This is a genomic window from Pseudomonas sp. HMWF006 (assembly GCF_003061205.1).
GTDB classification, from domain to species: Bacteria; Pseudomonadota; Gammaproteobacteria; order Pseudomonadales; family Pseudomonadaceae; genus Aquipseudomonas; species Aquipseudomonas monsensis.
This window is the reverse complement of the sequence record NZ_QAIU01000463.1, coordinates 18,326-34,469: the sequence shown is the minus strand read 5'-3', so window position 1 is coordinate 34,469 and position 16,144 is coordinate 18,326. Positions and strand designations below refer to the sequence as shown.

10 protein-coding genes are annotated in these 16,144 nt (G+C 60.3%); 4 read left to right on the top strand and 6 right to left on the bottom strand.

The features are described 5' to 3' along the window. A partial coding sequence (locus tag DBR24_RS20225) for a penicillin-binding transpeptidase domain-containing protein (protein ID WP_256591681.1) occupies positions 1-2,025 on the top strand: 2,025 nt, incomplete at its 5' end. 192 nt (positions 2,026-2,217) lie between these two features. Then, positions 2,218-7,329 (top strand): dermonecrotic toxin domain-containing protein, encoded by a 5,112-nt coding sequence (locus DBR24_RS20220; protein WP_128615646.1) that lies wholly within the window; start codon positions 2,218-2,220, stop codon positions 7,327-7,329. Positions 7,330-7,369: 40 nt separating this feature from the next. Here the strand turns inward: DBR24_RS20220 and DBR24_RS20215 are convergent, their stop codons facing one another. The 6 genes from DBR24_RS20215 to DBR24_RS20190 form a co-directional block, all read right to left on the bottom strand. Further along, entirely contained in the window at positions 7,370-8,581 is a 1,212-nt protein-coding gene (locus DBR24_RS20215) for a hypothetical protein (protein WP_256591680.1), read from the bottom strand. Positions 8,582-8,592: 11 nt separating this feature from the next. Further along, the gene (locus DBR24_RS20210) at positions 8,593-9,093 is read right to left on the bottom strand and encodes a CS1 type fimbrial major subunit (protein ID WP_128615645.1); all 501 of its coding nucleotides are present in this window, start codon (positions 9,091-9,093) and stop codon (positions 8,593-8,595) included. Between the two features lie 33 nt (positions 9,094-9,126). Next, positions 9,127-9,870 carry a molecular chaperone gene (locus DBR24_RS20205; RefSeq protein WP_123466121.1) on the bottom strand — a complete coding sequence of 248 codons (744 nt, stop codon included), beginning with the start codon at positions 9,868-9,870 and terminating at the stop codon, positions 9,127-9,129. Between the two features lie 41 nt (positions 9,871-9,911). Then, positions 9,912-11,126, bottom strand: a complete 1,215-nt coding sequence (locus tag DBR24_RS20200) for a hypothetical protein (RefSeq protein ID WP_128615644.1) — start codon at positions 11,124-11,126, stop codon at positions 9,912-9,914. Between the two features lie 3 nt (positions 11,127-11,129). Continuing rightward, positions 11,130-13,652, bottom strand: coding sequence for a CS1-pili formation C-terminal domain-containing protein (locus tag DBR24_RS20195; RefSeq protein WP_128615643.1), 2,523 nt, complete (start codon positions 13,650-13,652; stop codon positions 11,130-11,132). Between the two features lie 104 nt (positions 13,653-13,756). Continuing rightward, positions 13,757-14,248 carry a CS1 type fimbrial major subunit gene (locus DBR24_RS20190; protein WP_128615642.1) on the bottom strand — a complete coding sequence of 164 codons (492 nt, stop codon included), beginning with the start codon at positions 14,246-14,248 and terminating at the stop codon, positions 13,757-13,759. A gap of 498 nt (positions 14,249-14,746) precedes the next feature. Here DBR24_RS20190 and DBR24_RS20185 point away from each other — a divergent pair, with 498 nt between their 5' ends. Both DBR24_RS20185 and DBR24_RS20180 read left to right on the top strand, forming a co-directional pair. Continuing rightward, positions 14,747-15,322 (top strand): PadR family transcriptional regulator, encoded by a 576-nt coding sequence (locus DBR24_RS20185; protein ID WP_128615641.1) that lies wholly within the window; start codon positions 14,747-14,749, stop codon positions 15,320-15,322. Then, complete coding sequence (locus tag DBR24_RS20180) at positions 15,319-16,107, top strand: siderophore-interacting protein (protein ID WP_128615640.1); 789 nt, start codon at positions 15,319-15,321, stop codon at positions 16,105-16,107. The genes DBR24_RS20185 and DBR24_RS20180 overlap by 4 nt, the downstream gene beginning before the upstream one ends. Positions 16,108-16,144 lie beyond the last annotated feature (37 nt).

The following is a 16,144-nucleotide window of genomic DNA, read 5'->3' as shown; positions in this document are numbered from 1 at the left end:
GTGATCGACAGTGCCCTGGCCGATGCCGCGCTTGCCAGCAAGGTCAGCTATCGCGACTGGCAGACCCAGCCGACGATCCAGCCCATCGAAACCAACAAAGGCATCAGCGTCGCTCGCAGCCGTCTGGCGAGCATGCTCAATCGTCCGCTGTACGACCTCGACCGCCTCGACCTGTCGGCCACCAGCACATTGCAGGGCGATCTGCAAACCCAGGCCACCGCCTACCTGAAGAAGCTCGCCGACCCGATTTACGCCGGCGAAATCGGTCTGCTCGGTGAGCGCCTGCTGACACCGACCAGCACCACTCAGGTGCGCTACAGCTTCACCCTGTTCGAACTGACCCCCGACGGCTCGCGCGTGCGTGTGCAAACCGACAGCACCGATCAGCCCTTCGACATCAACGAAGGCAGCAAACTCGAACTGGGCTCGACAGCGAAAATGCGCGTGCTCACCACTTACCTGCAAATCATCGCCGAACTGCACGACAAGTACGGCGCCATGAGCGTGCCGGAACTGAAGAAAGTCGACGTCCCCGACCAGGATCGCCTGAGCCAGTGGGTTATCGAGTACCTGATCCAAAACAAGGACCACGACCTGTCGAAGATGCTCGGCGCAGCCCTTGATCGCAAATACTCGGCCAGCCCCGGCGAGGCGTTTTTCACTGGCGGCGGCCTGCATGTGTTCCACAACTTTCGCAAGGAAGACAACGGCCGCATGCCGACCCTGCGCGATGCCCTGCGTGAATCGATCAACCTGCCGTTCATTCGCCTGATGCGCGATGTGGTGCGCTATGTCACTTATTCGGGGCCCAACAGCAGTGCCGAATTGCTCAAGGATGATCGTGACCCGCGCCGGCAGGAATACCTGGCGAATTTCGCCGATCGCGAAGGCACGGCGTTCCAGCTCAAGTTCTGGAAAAAATACAAAAACAAAGACACTCAGGCGCGCCTCGACACCTTCCTCGACAGCATGCGCCCGACGCCGATCCGCATGGCCGCCGTGCATCGCTACCTACTGCCCGATGCCAGCCAGGAAGATTTCAACACGTTCGTGCGCTCACACCTCAAAGGCGCCAAGCTCACTGAAAAACTCACTGACGATCGTCTCATCCGCCTCTACGATGCCTACGGTCCCGGCAGTTTCGATTTGCCCGATCAAGGCTTCATCGCCAAGGTCCATCCACTGGACCTGTGGATGATGGGCTACCTGTTGAAGCACCCGGATGCGACCTTCAGCGAGATCGTCAAGGCCAGTCATTTCGAACGCCAGGAAGTCTACAGCTGGCTGTTCAAGAGCAAGCACAAGGGTGCCCGCGACAGCCGTATTCGCACCATGCTCGAGATCGAAGCGTTCCTTGAGATTCATCAGCGCTGGCAGAAGGTCGGCTACCCGTTCGATCATCTGGTGCCATCGCTGGCCACCGCCATCGGCAGCTCAGGTGACCGTCCGGCGGCACTGGCCGAGTTGATCGGCACCATCCTCAATGACGGCGTGCGCATGCCAACCCTGCGCATCGACAGCCTGCATTTCGCCGCCGGCACGCCCTACGAAACACAACTGGTCAATGACCCGCATGTGGGCAAGCGGGTGATGCCATCCGAGGTCGCCAACGCCATGCGCGAGGCGCTGTCGCAAGTGGTGGACGCCGGTACGGCAAAACGTGTTTCCGGCAGTTTCAAACTCGCTGATGGCAGCCCACTGGCCATGGGTGGCAAAACGGGTACCGGTGACAACCGCATCGAAGCCATCGGTTCGGGCGGACGCATCCTCAGTTCGAAGTCGATCAACCGTACGGCGACGTTCGTTTTCTACATCGGCGAGCACCATTTCGGCACCCTCACCGCGTTCGTTCCGGGGCGCTCGGCGGAGAACTTCAAGTTCACCTCGGCCCTGCCAGTGCAGGTGCTCAAGGGCATGGCGCCGATTCTGACGCCGTATCTGCAACCGGGCAGCGACTCACAATGCAAACCGACGCAGACCGCCAGCGTGGCGATGCTCGAGGCGCCGCACCCTACGGCGAGGTAACAAATCATGTCGGCCTTTTCTGCATCAGGGTGACGAATTTTCGTTCCGGCGGGTGGTATCTATGTATTTTTCAGATTCGAATTTTTGTCGGGTTGGTGACCCGCAACGCGGTTTGCCTCCCGATCTTTGAACTTTTGTTTTGCCCTGCCCTGAGTAGGCTGATCACTCCTCAACAATCAAGGATGATTGGCCATGTCTCTCTCTGCCCTGCCTGCGGAAAACGCGGACAAAGGACGGCACTACGAATTCATCAAGTCCGCCGTCAACAACACCTTTAAAATCGCCACCGCCAACCGGGTTCTCGCACTGGCAGCCGCGCCGCTGAAAGTTGAACCCTGGTACACCGATGCGCCTCCGGCGTATCTGAACAAACTCGATGCGGCCAACCTCAAGGCCTGGGATTCACAGAATCAGGTTGACCACCTGCTGGCGAAAACCGATCTCTATGCCTTTGCCGAGCCTCTGCTCAAAGCCAGAATCAAGGAGCGGCACGGCATCGAGCCGGACGTCAAAAACACCTTTCTGCGCCTGTACCTGCCCAAGGAACAGCCGTGGTACGCCATTGATACTTCCGGCGGCATCGTGACCCACACCGTCTCACTGCTGGATGCCGCCCTGCACAACTTTGCCAGCAGTGAAACGGTCGGTGATGGCTCTGACTACATCAGCCGGCCCGATGAACGTGGTCTGTTCGATATCGTGCCGATCAAAAGCGCCATGCCCATCAGCCAGTTTCAGGCGCTGTGCCGCGATCTGGATATCGGTGCACAGTTCAAAAAACACCTGGAAAGCTACCTGCTGCCCGGCGAACCGCTGGCCGAGAGCGTGCTGCAGTACAAGGTGAACGAGAGTCAGAAGGACGCCCTCGCCGTCGCCGCGCATGTGGCGCTGATCAAGGAAGATATCCAGTACGACGCCTACAAAATGCTCTTGAGCCTGGCCGGCGACAAACCGCAACTGCTGCTCAATGGCCGCTCGATGCAGTGCTCTGACCTGTCGCTGCTCGGCACCCGGCTGACCGGGGTCTTGGTGCTGACACACACAGTATCGGACAGCCGCGGGATTCGACGCCTGATCGTCTACATTCCCCACGACCCGGATCACCCGCTCAAGGAGTACAGCTCTCTGAAAGCCTTCCGCGATGAATTGGTGCGCCAGTTTCGCGAGGACCGATACAGCGAGTCGACCCAACTGACCTACCGCCAGTTCTTCAGTCAGTTCGTCGACCACCAGCAGCGCGGGCTCTTCCTTGCCGAGCTTGAGCAACGCCTGTTCATTGTCAGGTATCACCCGCGTCAGGATCCCACCGACCAGCGGCCGGCGTGGCGCAAGGACCCGCGGGACAACCCCAACCTGCAGTTCGGCAGGGTGAAATTACAGGGCGATTACTGGCGCCACGCCTATCAGCAAAAGCTCAACAAAATCCTCAACGACAGCCGGGAAATCGCCGTCTCCACCGCCGATACCGACAGCAACGCACGCTGGGCCTGGTGGGACAACTTCAAGAAAATCGTGTCCGACATCTTCAATGTTGCGCTGATGATCGCTACCCCGTTCGTCCCCGGGCTGGGTGAATTGATGATGGCCTACACGGCCTATCAGCTCACCACCGAAGTCGTCGAAGGCCTGGTGGATCTGGCCGAAGGCCTCTGGCAGGAAGTGGCCGAGCATGTGATCGGCGTGGTGACCGACCTGATTCAACTGGCGGCATTCAGCGCCGGGGCGCAGATCGGTGACGCCTTCAAGATCAAACTGTCGCCGCTGGTAGAAGGCATGAAACCGGTGCGGTTGCCTGACGGCAAACCGGCGCTGTGGCATCCGGACCTGGCGCCTTATGAACAGAAAAGACTCAACCTGCCGGCCACTGCGCAACCCGACAACCATGGCCTGCATCAACAAGGCAGCGACAGCCTCCTGCCGCTGGAGGGCAAGCTCTACCGCATCGAAAAAGCCTCGCCGCACCCGGAGTCGCGCACCCACCGGATCAAACATCCCGATCGCGTCAACGCCTATCGACCGACCCTGGAACATAACGAACACGGCGCATGGCTGCACGAAGCCGAGCATCCGAGCGAATGGTCGGACATCCGTCTGATGCAGCGCATGGGTTATAAGGTCGAGCGTTTTTCGCCTGCGCAACTGGAACAGATCCGCATCAGCAGTGGCACCGAACACCAGGAACTGCGCCGGATGCACAGCGACCACAGCCCGCCGCCGCCCCTGTTGGCCGATGCGATCAATCGCTTCACCGCGTATGACAACACGCAGATCGCCATCGAGCGTATTCGCGCCGGCCAGCCCATTGATCCGCAATCCGCCTGGTTTGAAACCATCGCCACCGCGATACCCGGCTGGCCGCCGGAGCGGGCCATTCAAGTCGAACATGATCCACTGCAATGGAACGGCCCCACGCACAAGTACGGCAACCCCGCTGCAACCGACGCCGATACGCTGACCATCAGCCACCACGACCTCGTTGCCGGCCGGTTGCCCGAACGCCTCGTGACGTTTCTCGATGACACCGAAATGCATAAACTCCTCGGTCGCGACGTGCCCGCCGCCGACCGTCCCCAGGCGTTGCGCAACGTGCTGGCCGATGCCGTCCGGCAGCGTCAGGGCGAAGTGTCCGAGTATCTATATCGCTTCGGTGAACGCTCCAGAAAAGTCGACGTCCGCGTGCTGCGACGGCGCTTTCCTGATTTGCCGCTGCCGCTGGCCGAAAAGCTCCTGAGCCAGGCCAGGGCCACCGACCTGCGGCGTATTGCCGACGAATCGCATCTACCCCTGGGCCTCAAGGCACGAGCCCGGGAACTGGATTTCGAAGCCGCCGCCGCCCGCGCCTACGACGGCTTTTACCACGACGAAAAGATGCTGCCGGACACCGAGCGGCTGGCGTTGAATACCCTCAGATTTTACAGCGACACGTTTTCCGAGCTGCGCATCGAAGTGCGCGACGGCACCCGTGACGGACCGTTGCGCTGCAGTGCCGGGCCACAGGATGCCGTCATGGTGCGACAACTGATCAGGCATCAGTTCGGTCAGTACGAAGTGCTGGACGGTAACGGCCGCTCCCTGCATGAGCCGGGTGATTTTTTTCGCGCCCTGCTCAACGCCCTGCCCGATCAACAACGCACGGCACTGGGTTACACCCGTAATCAAGGCCGGTTGTTGAAAGACTGGATCATGGAAAAATCCGCCCCCCCCGCCGAACGGCGCACCTTGCTTGCGCAGCCACCGATTCGTCCGGTGGTGCCCCTGGAAACCCAGATCCTGCTGCGTGGCTGGCCGCGCTTCTGGAGAGAAAGTACCCCTGAAGAGCGGCTCCAGAAGCTGTACCCGAAAATGAACGAGCGAGAGCTGAAAGCCTTTCTCAATGCCTTGCAAAACAAAGGTGATCCCGGCGCAGCCATCACACGACTGGAAAGCGACCTTGAGCATTTGCGCAAGACCCTGCAAAGCTGGCGAGACAGCTATCCGCCCGAGCTGGACAACTCCGGAGAACCCATCCCAGGCGTATCAACGGACTACTTGCGCAACGGCGGGAAGAAAATCGAGGACGCTTTGATGGACTGCTTCAAGCGCGAAGGCAAGATTTTCGGTGAGCGCAGCAGCCACCCCGACCAGGGCTACACACTGGACCTGTCCTCTGATTTTCCCGGTCCGAATCTGGATCGCCACTGGCAGAAACTGCGCCAGCGTCCCGGAATCGACCTGCACCTTGCCCGGATCCGTGCGTTGAAACTCGACAACGCGCGTTTTTCCGCCGGTGCCGACGGCTTGCTGGACAGCTTCCCGCACCTGCACCAACTCAGCGCCCGCCAGTGCGCACTGACAGACATGCCACCCGCCATCGGCCGGATGCGAGAACTGCGCGACCTGGATCTGGCCGACAACAATATTGCCTCTCCCGAGAGCATCAGCGAGCTGACCCGACTGGAAACCCTCAATCTGAACGGCAATCCCTTGCGTCGTGCGCCCGATGTCGGGCAGATGAATCGGTTGCACGAATTGAGTCTGGCCAACACTCGGCTCGAAGACTGGCCCGAGGGGTTGTTCAAGGTCGGTGCGCAGGACAAACCCCGCCCACGGCGATTCCTGCTGGACATGCGCGACACCCCGATCAGGCATCTGCCCGAAGTCACCCCGGGATCCGTGCAGGCCTTCATTCTCAGCCGGGCACGCTTCGATCGGTCCAGATTGGCCGCCGATGACGTCGCCCGACTGGAGGGCTACCGCCAATCCACGGGTTTCGCGCGCCAGCAAGCCTTCGAGCCGGCCGCCGCTGACGAGCTCCGCTATTGGAAACAATTTCCCGACGATCGCCAGGCTTTCGGCCCGTCGCAAGCATTCCAAAAGTACCGCGAGGAGTCTTGGCATGACCTGAGGGCGGAACCCGAATCCGAAGGTTTTTTCAGTGTCATCCGCCATCAACGCCTGAGTAAGGATTACCGCGACGAGCGCTCCCGGCGCCGTCTGACCAAGCGGGTCTGGGACATGATCGAAGCCGCAGCACTTGATACGCCACTGCGCGAAAAATTGTTCAAACAGATTGTGTCGCCGGACGATTGCGGGGATCTCGGTGCCCAGCTGTTCAACTCCTTGGGCATGAAAGTGCTGGTGTCCAAAGCCTACGAAGAGTCGCACACGCCAGAGGAGCTGGACACTCGCCTGGTACGCCTGGCCCGCAGTGCTGCCCGGCTGCAGCGCGTCAGCGAGGCCGCCAAAAAAGAGGTCAAACTACAGACGCAGCAGAATCTGACTAACCCGGACTATCCGGCGCCGGACGAAGTGGAAGTTCATCTGGCGTACGAGACGGGACTGGCCCAGCGCCTGGATTTGCCCTGGCAATCCGACGGCATGCTGTATCAGCCTCGCTCGGGGGTAGACCAGCAGAAAATCAATGCTGCCCATGACACCATCATCAAGCGTGAGGAAGGTGACGGGCTGGTCAACGCCATGATCGAACTGAACAGCGATTCGTTCTGGGAGCGCCATTTGCGCGCGACCCATCCGGATCGCTATACCGCCAGCGACCAACTGGCAGTGGACAAGCTGTCATGGCTCGATGAGCTACGTGATGCGCAAGCGCAATGGGCGAAAGAAACCGATGTGACGCGACTGAACCCACTGGCGAAAAGGATGACGACACTGGCGAATGATCTGGGGCTCGACGAGAAGGACATCTTCAGTGGCGAAGCCATGAGTCAGGCAGATTACGACGCCCGTTTGAACGACATCGCCTACTCCCGCAACGACCTGTCCCGCCAGTTGACTCGCGAAGCCCTGACCCGGGCCGGCCTCTGAACCACACCGTGAACCGGCCCGCTACAGGGGCCGGTGACCTTCAACCCACCTCGGAATCCCAGATGACCGTGACATTGCCCGAGTACTGTCGGGCGGTGCCGGGCTGGATCATTTCGTCCACCGCGTCCCGTGCGACCTCGAAATGCAACGTACCGACCTTGCGATCCAAGTACACACCGGGCTGGAAGATATCGGAGCCGCTGACATCACGCAGCAGACGATGGCGATTGACCGGTTGGCCTGAGCTGTCGGTCAGGCCGTTGGGCAACGAAACACTGACCTCCAGCGGCGCTGCGTGCCCTGCCGTCGGCTCCCATAACGCGCAGTTATTGCCCATGGAGTACTGACATCGCAGGTTCATCCTGAAGCGACTGGACGCCGAGATATGGAACGTCTGGTCGCGAAACAGCCGCGTCGGCTTGCGCCCCTGACTCAGCCAGGTTTGCCAGCCGCCTGCGGGTTCCAGCACCACATGTTGACCTCCCGGGGGAAGGTCGACTTTCAAGGTATGCTCGACGGTCAGGGTGAAGTTCAGGCTGATCAGGCTGTCATCAGGCAACATGACATCGCCCATGTCGAAATCCCCCTGCGGGCCGACGCTATAGTTCAGCGTTCCGCGATAGACGCCGGAGGTCATTTTCAGCGGGTTGGGCGTCACCAACTGATACGAGAATCCGCTGTCCACATACGCAAAATCATAGTCCTCGTCGATCGTCACTTTCGCTTGTTTGGCGCACGTACCCGCGTCCGCCGGCACTCGCCAGAAAAAAGCGTAATAGTAGGCATTGCCATAGCCAACGCCACCGACCAGGCAGGGCGCGGGTGCATTCACCCAGCTCGCATCCCAGACGCCCACCGGCAAAGGCTTGCTGATGGTATAAGCCGCACCAATACCGTTGACACGCATTCTGACCGTTTCGCTTGCCCCCGTGTCCTCATGGATCACCGTGATGTCGCGCCATGACGATGGCACCCTGAACATCGGCCCCTTGCGTTCGTCATGCAGGGCTGCAATGGGCCCCGTCGACTTGAAGCGAATGGGCAATCCGACACTGAAGACGCCGTTTTCGCAATAGGAAGGATGGTCTCCGCAATAGCCTCCCGGTGGCGTGGTGTTCACGAACTCATTGCGCGCAGGGTTGGAAGGGTCCGGGCGGAAATTCGCCGTGATGTCCAGAGTGACCGCATTCGCCTGGGTCGCGAACAAACTCGTCAACGCAAGCGCACACGTGGCCTTGATCATCGTATTCATCTTGGGCCCCCTCATGCGCCCGGCGTCCTGGCGTTGAACAGCAACAGCACATTGCCGCTGTAATCCCCTGGGCGATAGCCGCCCGGCGGCTGGACCGGTTCGATTTCCAGCGGCACGCGCTTGCCCGTTGCCGCTTCTTCCTGCGAGACCACCTGGCGCGGCGTCATGTCTGCGCTGAGTTCTACGCCATTGAAACTGACCCGCAGCGCGATATCCTCGCCCGCCCGGCCATTGGACAAGTAGGCCGAGCTTTCCAGGCGCGCTTCGATGGCGCTGGTGTCGTGCCGCACATCGAAGTTTTTGTGCAAGCCGCCCAGGCTCGACTTGGCGTGATTCCATTCAAGCCGCTGAGGCCGGTGGATCCAGTCCGACTCTGCCGGAATGATGTAAAACGGCCGGCTGGGGACAATCAGGGACACCTCGAAGGTGTGCTCCTCACGGGCCGCCCAGACGGCGTCGGCGGTCAGACCGGCCATGGCCATCAGCGCGACGGCGGTGCATTGCTTGATCATGTTGGTTACCCGTTGCGTCAATGGAAAGCAGGCCTAGCGGCTGACGACCTTCAGGGCTTTTTTATCGGCGCCCTCGATCAGGAAGAAACGGTACTCACGGCCTTTTTCCTTATCGAAGGCAAAAGCCTTGCCGGCCAGCACGTGATGTTTGGTGGTCGCCCCGCACTCGGTTTCGTTGCTCAGCGAACAGCTCTTGAATTCGTCGATGATCACCACCGTGTTGCCGTCATTACGCAGTTCATAGCGGCTGGCGGTCTCATTGACGGACGTGGCAAAACGCGCGTCCTTGGGGCGCACGAAAAACACCGTGCCGAAGCCGGTCATCACGTTGACGCCGGCGGTGAGGGTCTTTTTATACGCATCACGTTCCTCGCCGCTGACGGCGAATTCATCTTCCTTCTCCGGCACCACCGGCACGAACCGCACACGGAAGTAGCGCTCGCGGTCACGCTCGCCCATGTACAACAAACGCGTACCCTGCATGCCCTGAGCCGGCACGATCAACCGCGCAGGACTGGCCATCAAGCCATTGCGCGAGGCGCCGTCGGCGGCGTTTTCCACGGCGACTTCCTGCGGTGTGCCGTCAGCGCCATAGATGATTTCCAGCACATTGACCTTGACGAATGCCGTGGCATCACCGCTGTTGAAGACCCGCTTCAGGTAGGTGCTCTGGCCGGCTTCCAGGTAGTCGTAAACCGTGCCGACGTTAATCTGCGGACCGGCCTGCGCCGGCAGGCAAAACACGCTGAGCAGGCCCAGCAAAAACAAGCGATTCATTATTTTCAGCTCCATGAAAGACAAAGGGTCACCGCGGACATTCAAACTTCCGAGTCCCAAATGATGGTGATACTGCCGCTGAGCGTGTCGCTCATGCCGGGACGCAGGAGAAAGTCGATGGCGTCCTTGGGCATCTCGAAGCGCAGTGAGCCGGCCTTGCGATCCAGATAGAGGTCGGGCTGGAAAGGCCCGGCCCAGGTGTCGAATCGCAAACGGTGCAGTTTCACCTCGCCGCCGCCCGGCCCGGTGATGCCCGGCGGCAGACTGAGAAAGGTTTCAACCTCGGTGGTATTGCCCTGCGGACTGTTCAGCCGGCAGCGTGTGCCGCCGAGCGAGTTGCACAGCATCATGACTTTGAAACGCGAAGACGCAGACAGGTAGAACAGCTGATCACGATAAATCCTCGCGGGTTTGCGCCCGCTGTCGATCCAGGGTTGCCAGCCGCCTTCGGGCTCGAGCAGCACTTTGTTGCCACCCGGCGGCAGATCGACCTTGAGGGTGTGCTGCACATCCAGCACGAAGTCCAGGGTCAGGCTGCCATCGTCCGGAGTGAACAGTGGCCCGAAACTGAAATCACCGGTCGGGCCAATGCTGTACGACATCGAACCGGTATAGAGCCCGGAAGACATGCCCAACGGATTGGGGGTACGCAGTTCGTAGGCAAAATCGACGGTATCGAAATACATCGACGGGATGGTGTACGCCGCAACCTTGGTGCACGTCGCTTCCACCGGGGCCTTCCAGAAAAACCCATAGCTTTGCGGCGTATAAGTACCCACGCCGCTGTAAAGGCAGGGCGCCGGTGCGTAAACCCAACTGCTGCCGGTCCACAATTTCCGATGGCCTTCGAGAGCGTTCTCGACCCCCACCAGGTTCGCGGCAGTGTCACTGAGGGTGAATCTGGAACCGATGCCGATGATCCGCACTTCCACCGTTTCGAATTCCTGGGTTTCTGCATTGATCACTGTCAGTGGCCGCCAGTTGGCCGGAACCTTCAACGCGATGCCCACGCCTGGCAGCAGCGCTCGCGTGGAGTCCAGCCGGATCGGCAACTGGATACTGAACATATTGTTCGACGCGCACTCCCCCGGCAGGTTGGCACAGTAGCCGCTGTTGGGCGTCTGGTTGACGAACACGTTCTTGTTCGGTTGCGCCCGATCCGGAGTAAACAACGCCCGGATCTCCTGATTGGCCGCCTCTGCCGCCGACACGCCCAGAACCAGCCAGAGCCCCAGCCCGCCTATGGTCTTTTTCATTGCTCAACCCGCCTTCTGATCGGTGAGGCCGACATCGGCCAGCGTGTCCGGTGTGCAGCGCAGATCCCCGATCATCAACACATTGTTTTCCTGGCGATGGCTGTCGGCGTCCAGGCGGAACTGACACAGCAACTGATTGTCTTGGCGCACTTCCAGCGTCGGCGAGCCGGCATTCATCTCCATCGAGAAAAACCCGTCGACCTCGGTCACGCCACGGCTGGCATGGTTGATCACGTGGTGACCCTTGAGCGGCCGCCCTTGTCCATCGACCAGCCGGCCGAGCACGGTCAGGGTTTTCATCACGCGGATCTTGCGGTACTCCACGCCACCCTTGTTCAGGTGATAACGCGTGCGCGCCGGAGCAATGGTGGCCGCCGGGGCATGGGTGCCCTCGAAGTCGAAACTCACCGAACTGTTCTGGTACGCCGTGATCGGGATGAAATTGCGCCCCGGCTTCAATGCCGCACTGCCGCCGCTGAAGTCGTCGGCACGCAGCACAATGTCGTCGACATCGGATTCGACATCGACAATCATCCCGGCGCCGCGCATTTCGGTCTGGCTGGTCATCAGCATTTTCTGGCCGCCGATCACCAGCGTGCTGTCGACGTTGAGACCGCCCGTGAAGTCGCCGTTGTAGGACGAACGCTGAATGAAGCCGTCGCCATTGACCGCGTCGGTACGGAAGTTCGCCAGGCTGGACATGCCGACGCCATAGGTGTCGGTGAGTGCCGTGAGCGAGACGTTCTGCAACACGTGATCCTTGAAGTCCTTGCGCCAGCCGATCGAGCCGTTGTTGTCGCGGCTGCCGTCGCGGGCCGTACGCGAGCCGATGCTGCCGGTGATCTGCTGCCCGGGCGCGCCCAGCGCCATGTTCACGCTCAGGTCGACCCCGCGGTTGCGCGCATCGCCACTGCTGTAACTGCCCGGCCGGTCGAACAGCGACAGGCGCCAACTGGCGTCGCTGCCAAATAATGTGGTGCGCTGGGTCCAGCCCAGATCCGCACCGAGGCCCTCGACGTTGCCTTCACTGTGCGACACCCGGGCGTTGATCGAGTTTTTGCTGCTGACCCGGTGATTGATCGCCAGCGACGAATTGCTGGTCTGGCCGATAAACACATTCCGCGGTCGCACGCGGGTGCCGTCCGGCAGCGTGTCGTAGGTGTTGGTGGTGTCGAGCCAACTGCGGCTGTGGCTCAACACCACACTGCCCGCTCCATAGCTGTAAAGGCTTTGCAGATCCAGACCGGTGCCGTAGTCCTCGGTCTTGTAAACGTTGGCGTACAGGCTGAGATGATTGGCCAGTGTCCAGTCGATGGACGTACCGTACTGCAGCTTTTCGCGGATCTGGCGCGCCGACAGCCCGAGAATCACCCGCGGATGCATCAGGTAGTTGACCGATGCGCCGGCCGTGGGGCTGCCACTGGACTGCGAATCCCAATTGCTCAGCAGTTTGCTTTCCTCGCCGGCAAACACGTTGTAGCGCCAGCGCTCGTCGAGGTTGCGCCAGTTGCTGGGCTTGTACACCAGCTCCTGGGTAGTGGACGTGATCTGGCCGTCTTCGATCAATCGCACTTCCACTTCATAAATGCCCCCGGGCAGCGGCCGGGTGTCGAGGGTCTGCAAGCCGGCCGGCACCGATTGGGTGTTGATCAGCAGGCCGTCGCGCCAGATCTCTACCGAGCCTTGGCGGTTGGCCGTGACGTAGATCGGATAGACACTGGGCAAGGGACTGTTGATCGCCAGGCTGTCGGAGCTGCCGTACATGACGCCGACTGCAGTGTCGGGACTGGTGCCAAACGTACGCGGCTGGCGGCTCAGCCCTTCGGAATTGGGGGTGAAATAACCCAGACGAAAAAAACTGCCTTGCAGTTCGCGCTGGGTGTGCAGTTCATGGATCGAGTGATACAGCTTGTCGTCCGGCCCGCCGAGGCGCGCCAGTTGCAGGTTCAATGTCTGGCTCCAGTTACCCAGACTGCCGCTGGCCTCCAGGCCGAAACGCCCGCCCAGGTCCTGATCCTGGCCGCCGTTGAGGTTCAGTTGATTGCGTACCATCAAGCCGTGGCTACCCTCCTCGGGCAGCTCGTGATAGCGCTTGGCTTCAAGGTCGCGCTCCGCGTTTTCGGTGAGGATGGAAACCAGAGAGTTTTCCAGGTTGTAGTGCACCGCCAGCACTTGATCCGGGCAAGAGCCGGAACAGTTGCCCAACGGCACGCCGGGCTTGAGATAGGCCGCCCATTTTTCCCGCTCGGCAGGGCCGTAGCGGTTTTCACTGGTGTCGGTGAATTCCAGCAGCGTGATGCGATCATCGCGCGACAACACCACCATGGCCTCGCCCAGCGGCTGATGATCGAGTTCGACCCGAACAGCCAGAGGCACATCAAAGAAATGCTCCTCGAAATCCGCCGGCAAGCCTTTGGCTTGGGCCAACAGACTTCGCGGCGTGGTGCCGGCGGAATCGGAAGCCACGGCTGCGCTGGCGCAAAACAGCAGCGCAAGCGCAGCCGCGATGGGTGTCATCGGGAACATGAACTCTTACTCTGATTACGAATGGGGAAAGTCCACCGGGGCAGGCAGCGCTGTCCCGGTGGTTGACGCTGGCAGAATGTCAACGTCTGTTACTGCTCACTCGATCAAGGCGTAATGATCGGAGTGACGGCATCAAAGGTCACCGCGACAACACCGGTGTAATCACCCGGTTGAAAGGTGGTACCCACGGCACTGATCTTGATAGGCGCACGGAAGTTATCGTTGGACTCTGTCTCACCAACCACTTCTTGAGGTGTAGTGGTGAGGGTTTTATTGTTGATGGTAACTTGCAGGTCGATGCTGTCAGCGCCGGAAATCAGCTTCGGTGCAGTATCGACACTGGCGTGAACCGAACCGTTGTTGTTGCGCACATCGAAGAAACCGTTGACTTCACCCATCCGCCCGGTGGTCGGCTGGTAACTCATGTCCTGATCCTTGTTGACCAGATCAGGGTCGGTCGGCACGACATAGAAGCCGTTGGTCGGCACATGAGCGACGATATTGATCGAGTGAGCGGCCTCACCAGCGGCGAATGCTCCCGAAGAACCCAGCGCCAGAAGAGCCAGAGGAGCAGCGATTGCGATTTTCTTGAACATCGTTCGTACCTTGTTTTCTTGATGGAAAGGAGTGGATTGAAAGTTCAGGAAGACCGCCAGGGGAGTTGGGTCAGGTCAACCTGAACTTTCAATGCCGGAACATCATCGACTGTTGCCTCTGGAAAGTAAGCAAGTAACTTCCGATAACCGCGTAGTTCAACAACCTCATGACCCGCAAGAAAAAAGAGTAAAAAAACGATATTCAAAACAACGACTGTAAGTTATGCCCTACATACAGATTAAGTTAAAAAACCATACAGCACTTTTGCCCTTGCATGACAGGGTCTTAGTTAAAAACCGGGAAGGCTCCGGCAAGTAAATAGAGCTTTGACTTTAATTTCGAAGTTACGCCTCGAAAAACATCCGCCGAAAATTCCCTGTTGCATTCCCGCCGAACCTCACCGCTCGTCTGCCGCCCGAGGATCGGGGAAAAAACGCCTTGCGTCAGCCTTAAGATATATCTTAAGTTGTATCTAAACATGACGAGAGAAGAGCGAAATGAGAGACCATCATTCCCCCCACCGCGAACACGGCGATGGCCGCGACGGCTTTGAAAAGCGCCCCGGGCGCGAACGCGGCGGCCGTGGCCCGCGGGTGTTTGCCCCCGGCGACCTGAAATTGCTGCTGCTGGCGCTGGTCGCCGAACAGCCCTGCCACGGTTACGACCTGATCCGCCAGATCGAAGGCATGTTCGACGGCGCCTACAGCCCCAGCCCCGGTGTGATCTACCCGACCCTGACCTTTCTGGAAGAAAGCGAACTGATCAGCGGCGATGCCGAGGGCGGCAAAAAACGCTACAGCGTGACCGACGCCGGACGTTTGTCTTTAAGTGAGCAAGCCGTGGCGCTGGATGGCGTGCGCATGCGCATCGACGTCAGCAAGCGTTCGTTGCGCGGCCATGACCGGCCGCCGGAAATCCACGAGGCGGTGCATAACTTACGTCACGCCCTGCAACTGCATCACGGGCGCTGGAGCCCGGAAGAAATCCTGCGGGTGCGCGACCTGCTCAACGACACCGCCAAAGCCATTGTCGACGGCCCCGCCGGTCAACCTGCCTCGGAGAAAGCCGAATGACTGCAGTCGATACCCAAACCATTCACCGTGTCATGCACGAAATCAAACGCCGCAAACTGCAAGTGCTGCGCGTGGTCGACCTGACCCCGCGCATGCGCCGCATCACCCTCGGCGGGCCGGAGCTGGCCGGCTTCATCAGCCTCGGCACCGACGATCACGTCAAACTGCTGTTCCCGCAGAACGCCGAACAGACGGCAGCGCTGGAGACCCTGGTGCTCGGCGCTGGCAAAAGCGATGTGCCGATGCCCGAAATGCGCGACTACACCCCGCGCCGCTACGACCTCGACACACTCGAGCTGGACATCGACTTCGTCCTGCACGGCGACGGCCCGGCCTCGACCTGGGCCGAGCAGGCGCAACCCGGACAGTTCCTGCACATTGGCGGGCCACGCGGCTCGATGATCGTGCCGGACATCTTCGACAGCTACCTGCTGATCGGCGACGAAACCGCCCTGCCCGCCATCGCCCGCCGACTCGAAGGCCTGGCAGCCCATCGCAAGGCGCTGGTGGTGATCGAAGTGGAAAACGGCCGCGAGCAGCAAGTGCTGGACAGCGCTGCGCAGGTCAATGTGATCTGGGTATTGCGCGAGGGCGGCAAGGACAACCTGCTGACCACCGTCAAACAACTGCAGGTGCCCAAGGGCAATCTGTATGCGTGGGTGGCGACGGAGACCAAAGTTTCACGACAGATCCGCCGGGTGCTGCTCGATGAGCACGGGCTGGATGAGCAGTTTGTCAAAGCCGTCGGCTACTGGCGCGCCGAGGGCACTTCCGAAGAGGAGTGACTTTTTGCTATTCACCCTCCACTTGAGGGGTGAACTC

Coding starts and splice junctions, on each gene's coding strand:
- DBR24_RS20220 (WP_128615646.1), top strand. CDS start 2,218: ATGTCTCTCTCTGCCCTGCCTGCGGAAAACGCGGACAAAGGACGGCAC.
- DBR24_RS20215 (WP_256591680.1), bottom strand. CDS start 8,581: ATGAATACGATGATCAAGGCCACGTGTGCGCTTGCGTTGACGAGTTTG.
- DBR24_RS20210 (WP_128615645.1), bottom strand. CDS start 9,093: ATGATCAAGCAATGCACCGCCGTCGCGCTGATGGCCATGGCCGGTCTG.
- DBR24_RS20205 (WP_123466121.1), bottom strand. CDS start 9,870: ATGAATCGCTTGTTTTTGCTGGGCCTGCTCAGCGTGTTTTGCCTGCCG.
- DBR24_RS20200 (WP_128615644.1), bottom strand. CDS start 11,126: ATGAAAAAGACCATAGGCGGGCTGGGGCTCTGGCTGGTTCTGGGCGTG.
- DBR24_RS20195 (WP_128615643.1), bottom strand. CDS start 13,652: ATGTTCCCGATGACACCCATCGCGGCTGCGCTTGCGCTGCTGTTTTGC.
- DBR24_RS20190 (WP_128615642.1), bottom strand. CDS start 14,248: ATGTTCAAGAAAATCGCAATCGCTGCTCCTCTGGCTCTTCTGGCGCTG.
- DBR24_RS20185 (WP_128615641.1), top strand. CDS start 14,747: ATGAGAGACCATCATTCCCCCCACCGCGAACACGGCGATGGCCGCGAC.
- DBR24_RS20180 (WP_128615640.1), top strand. CDS start 15,319: ATGACTGCAGTCGATACCCAAACCATTCACCGTGTCATGCACGAAATC.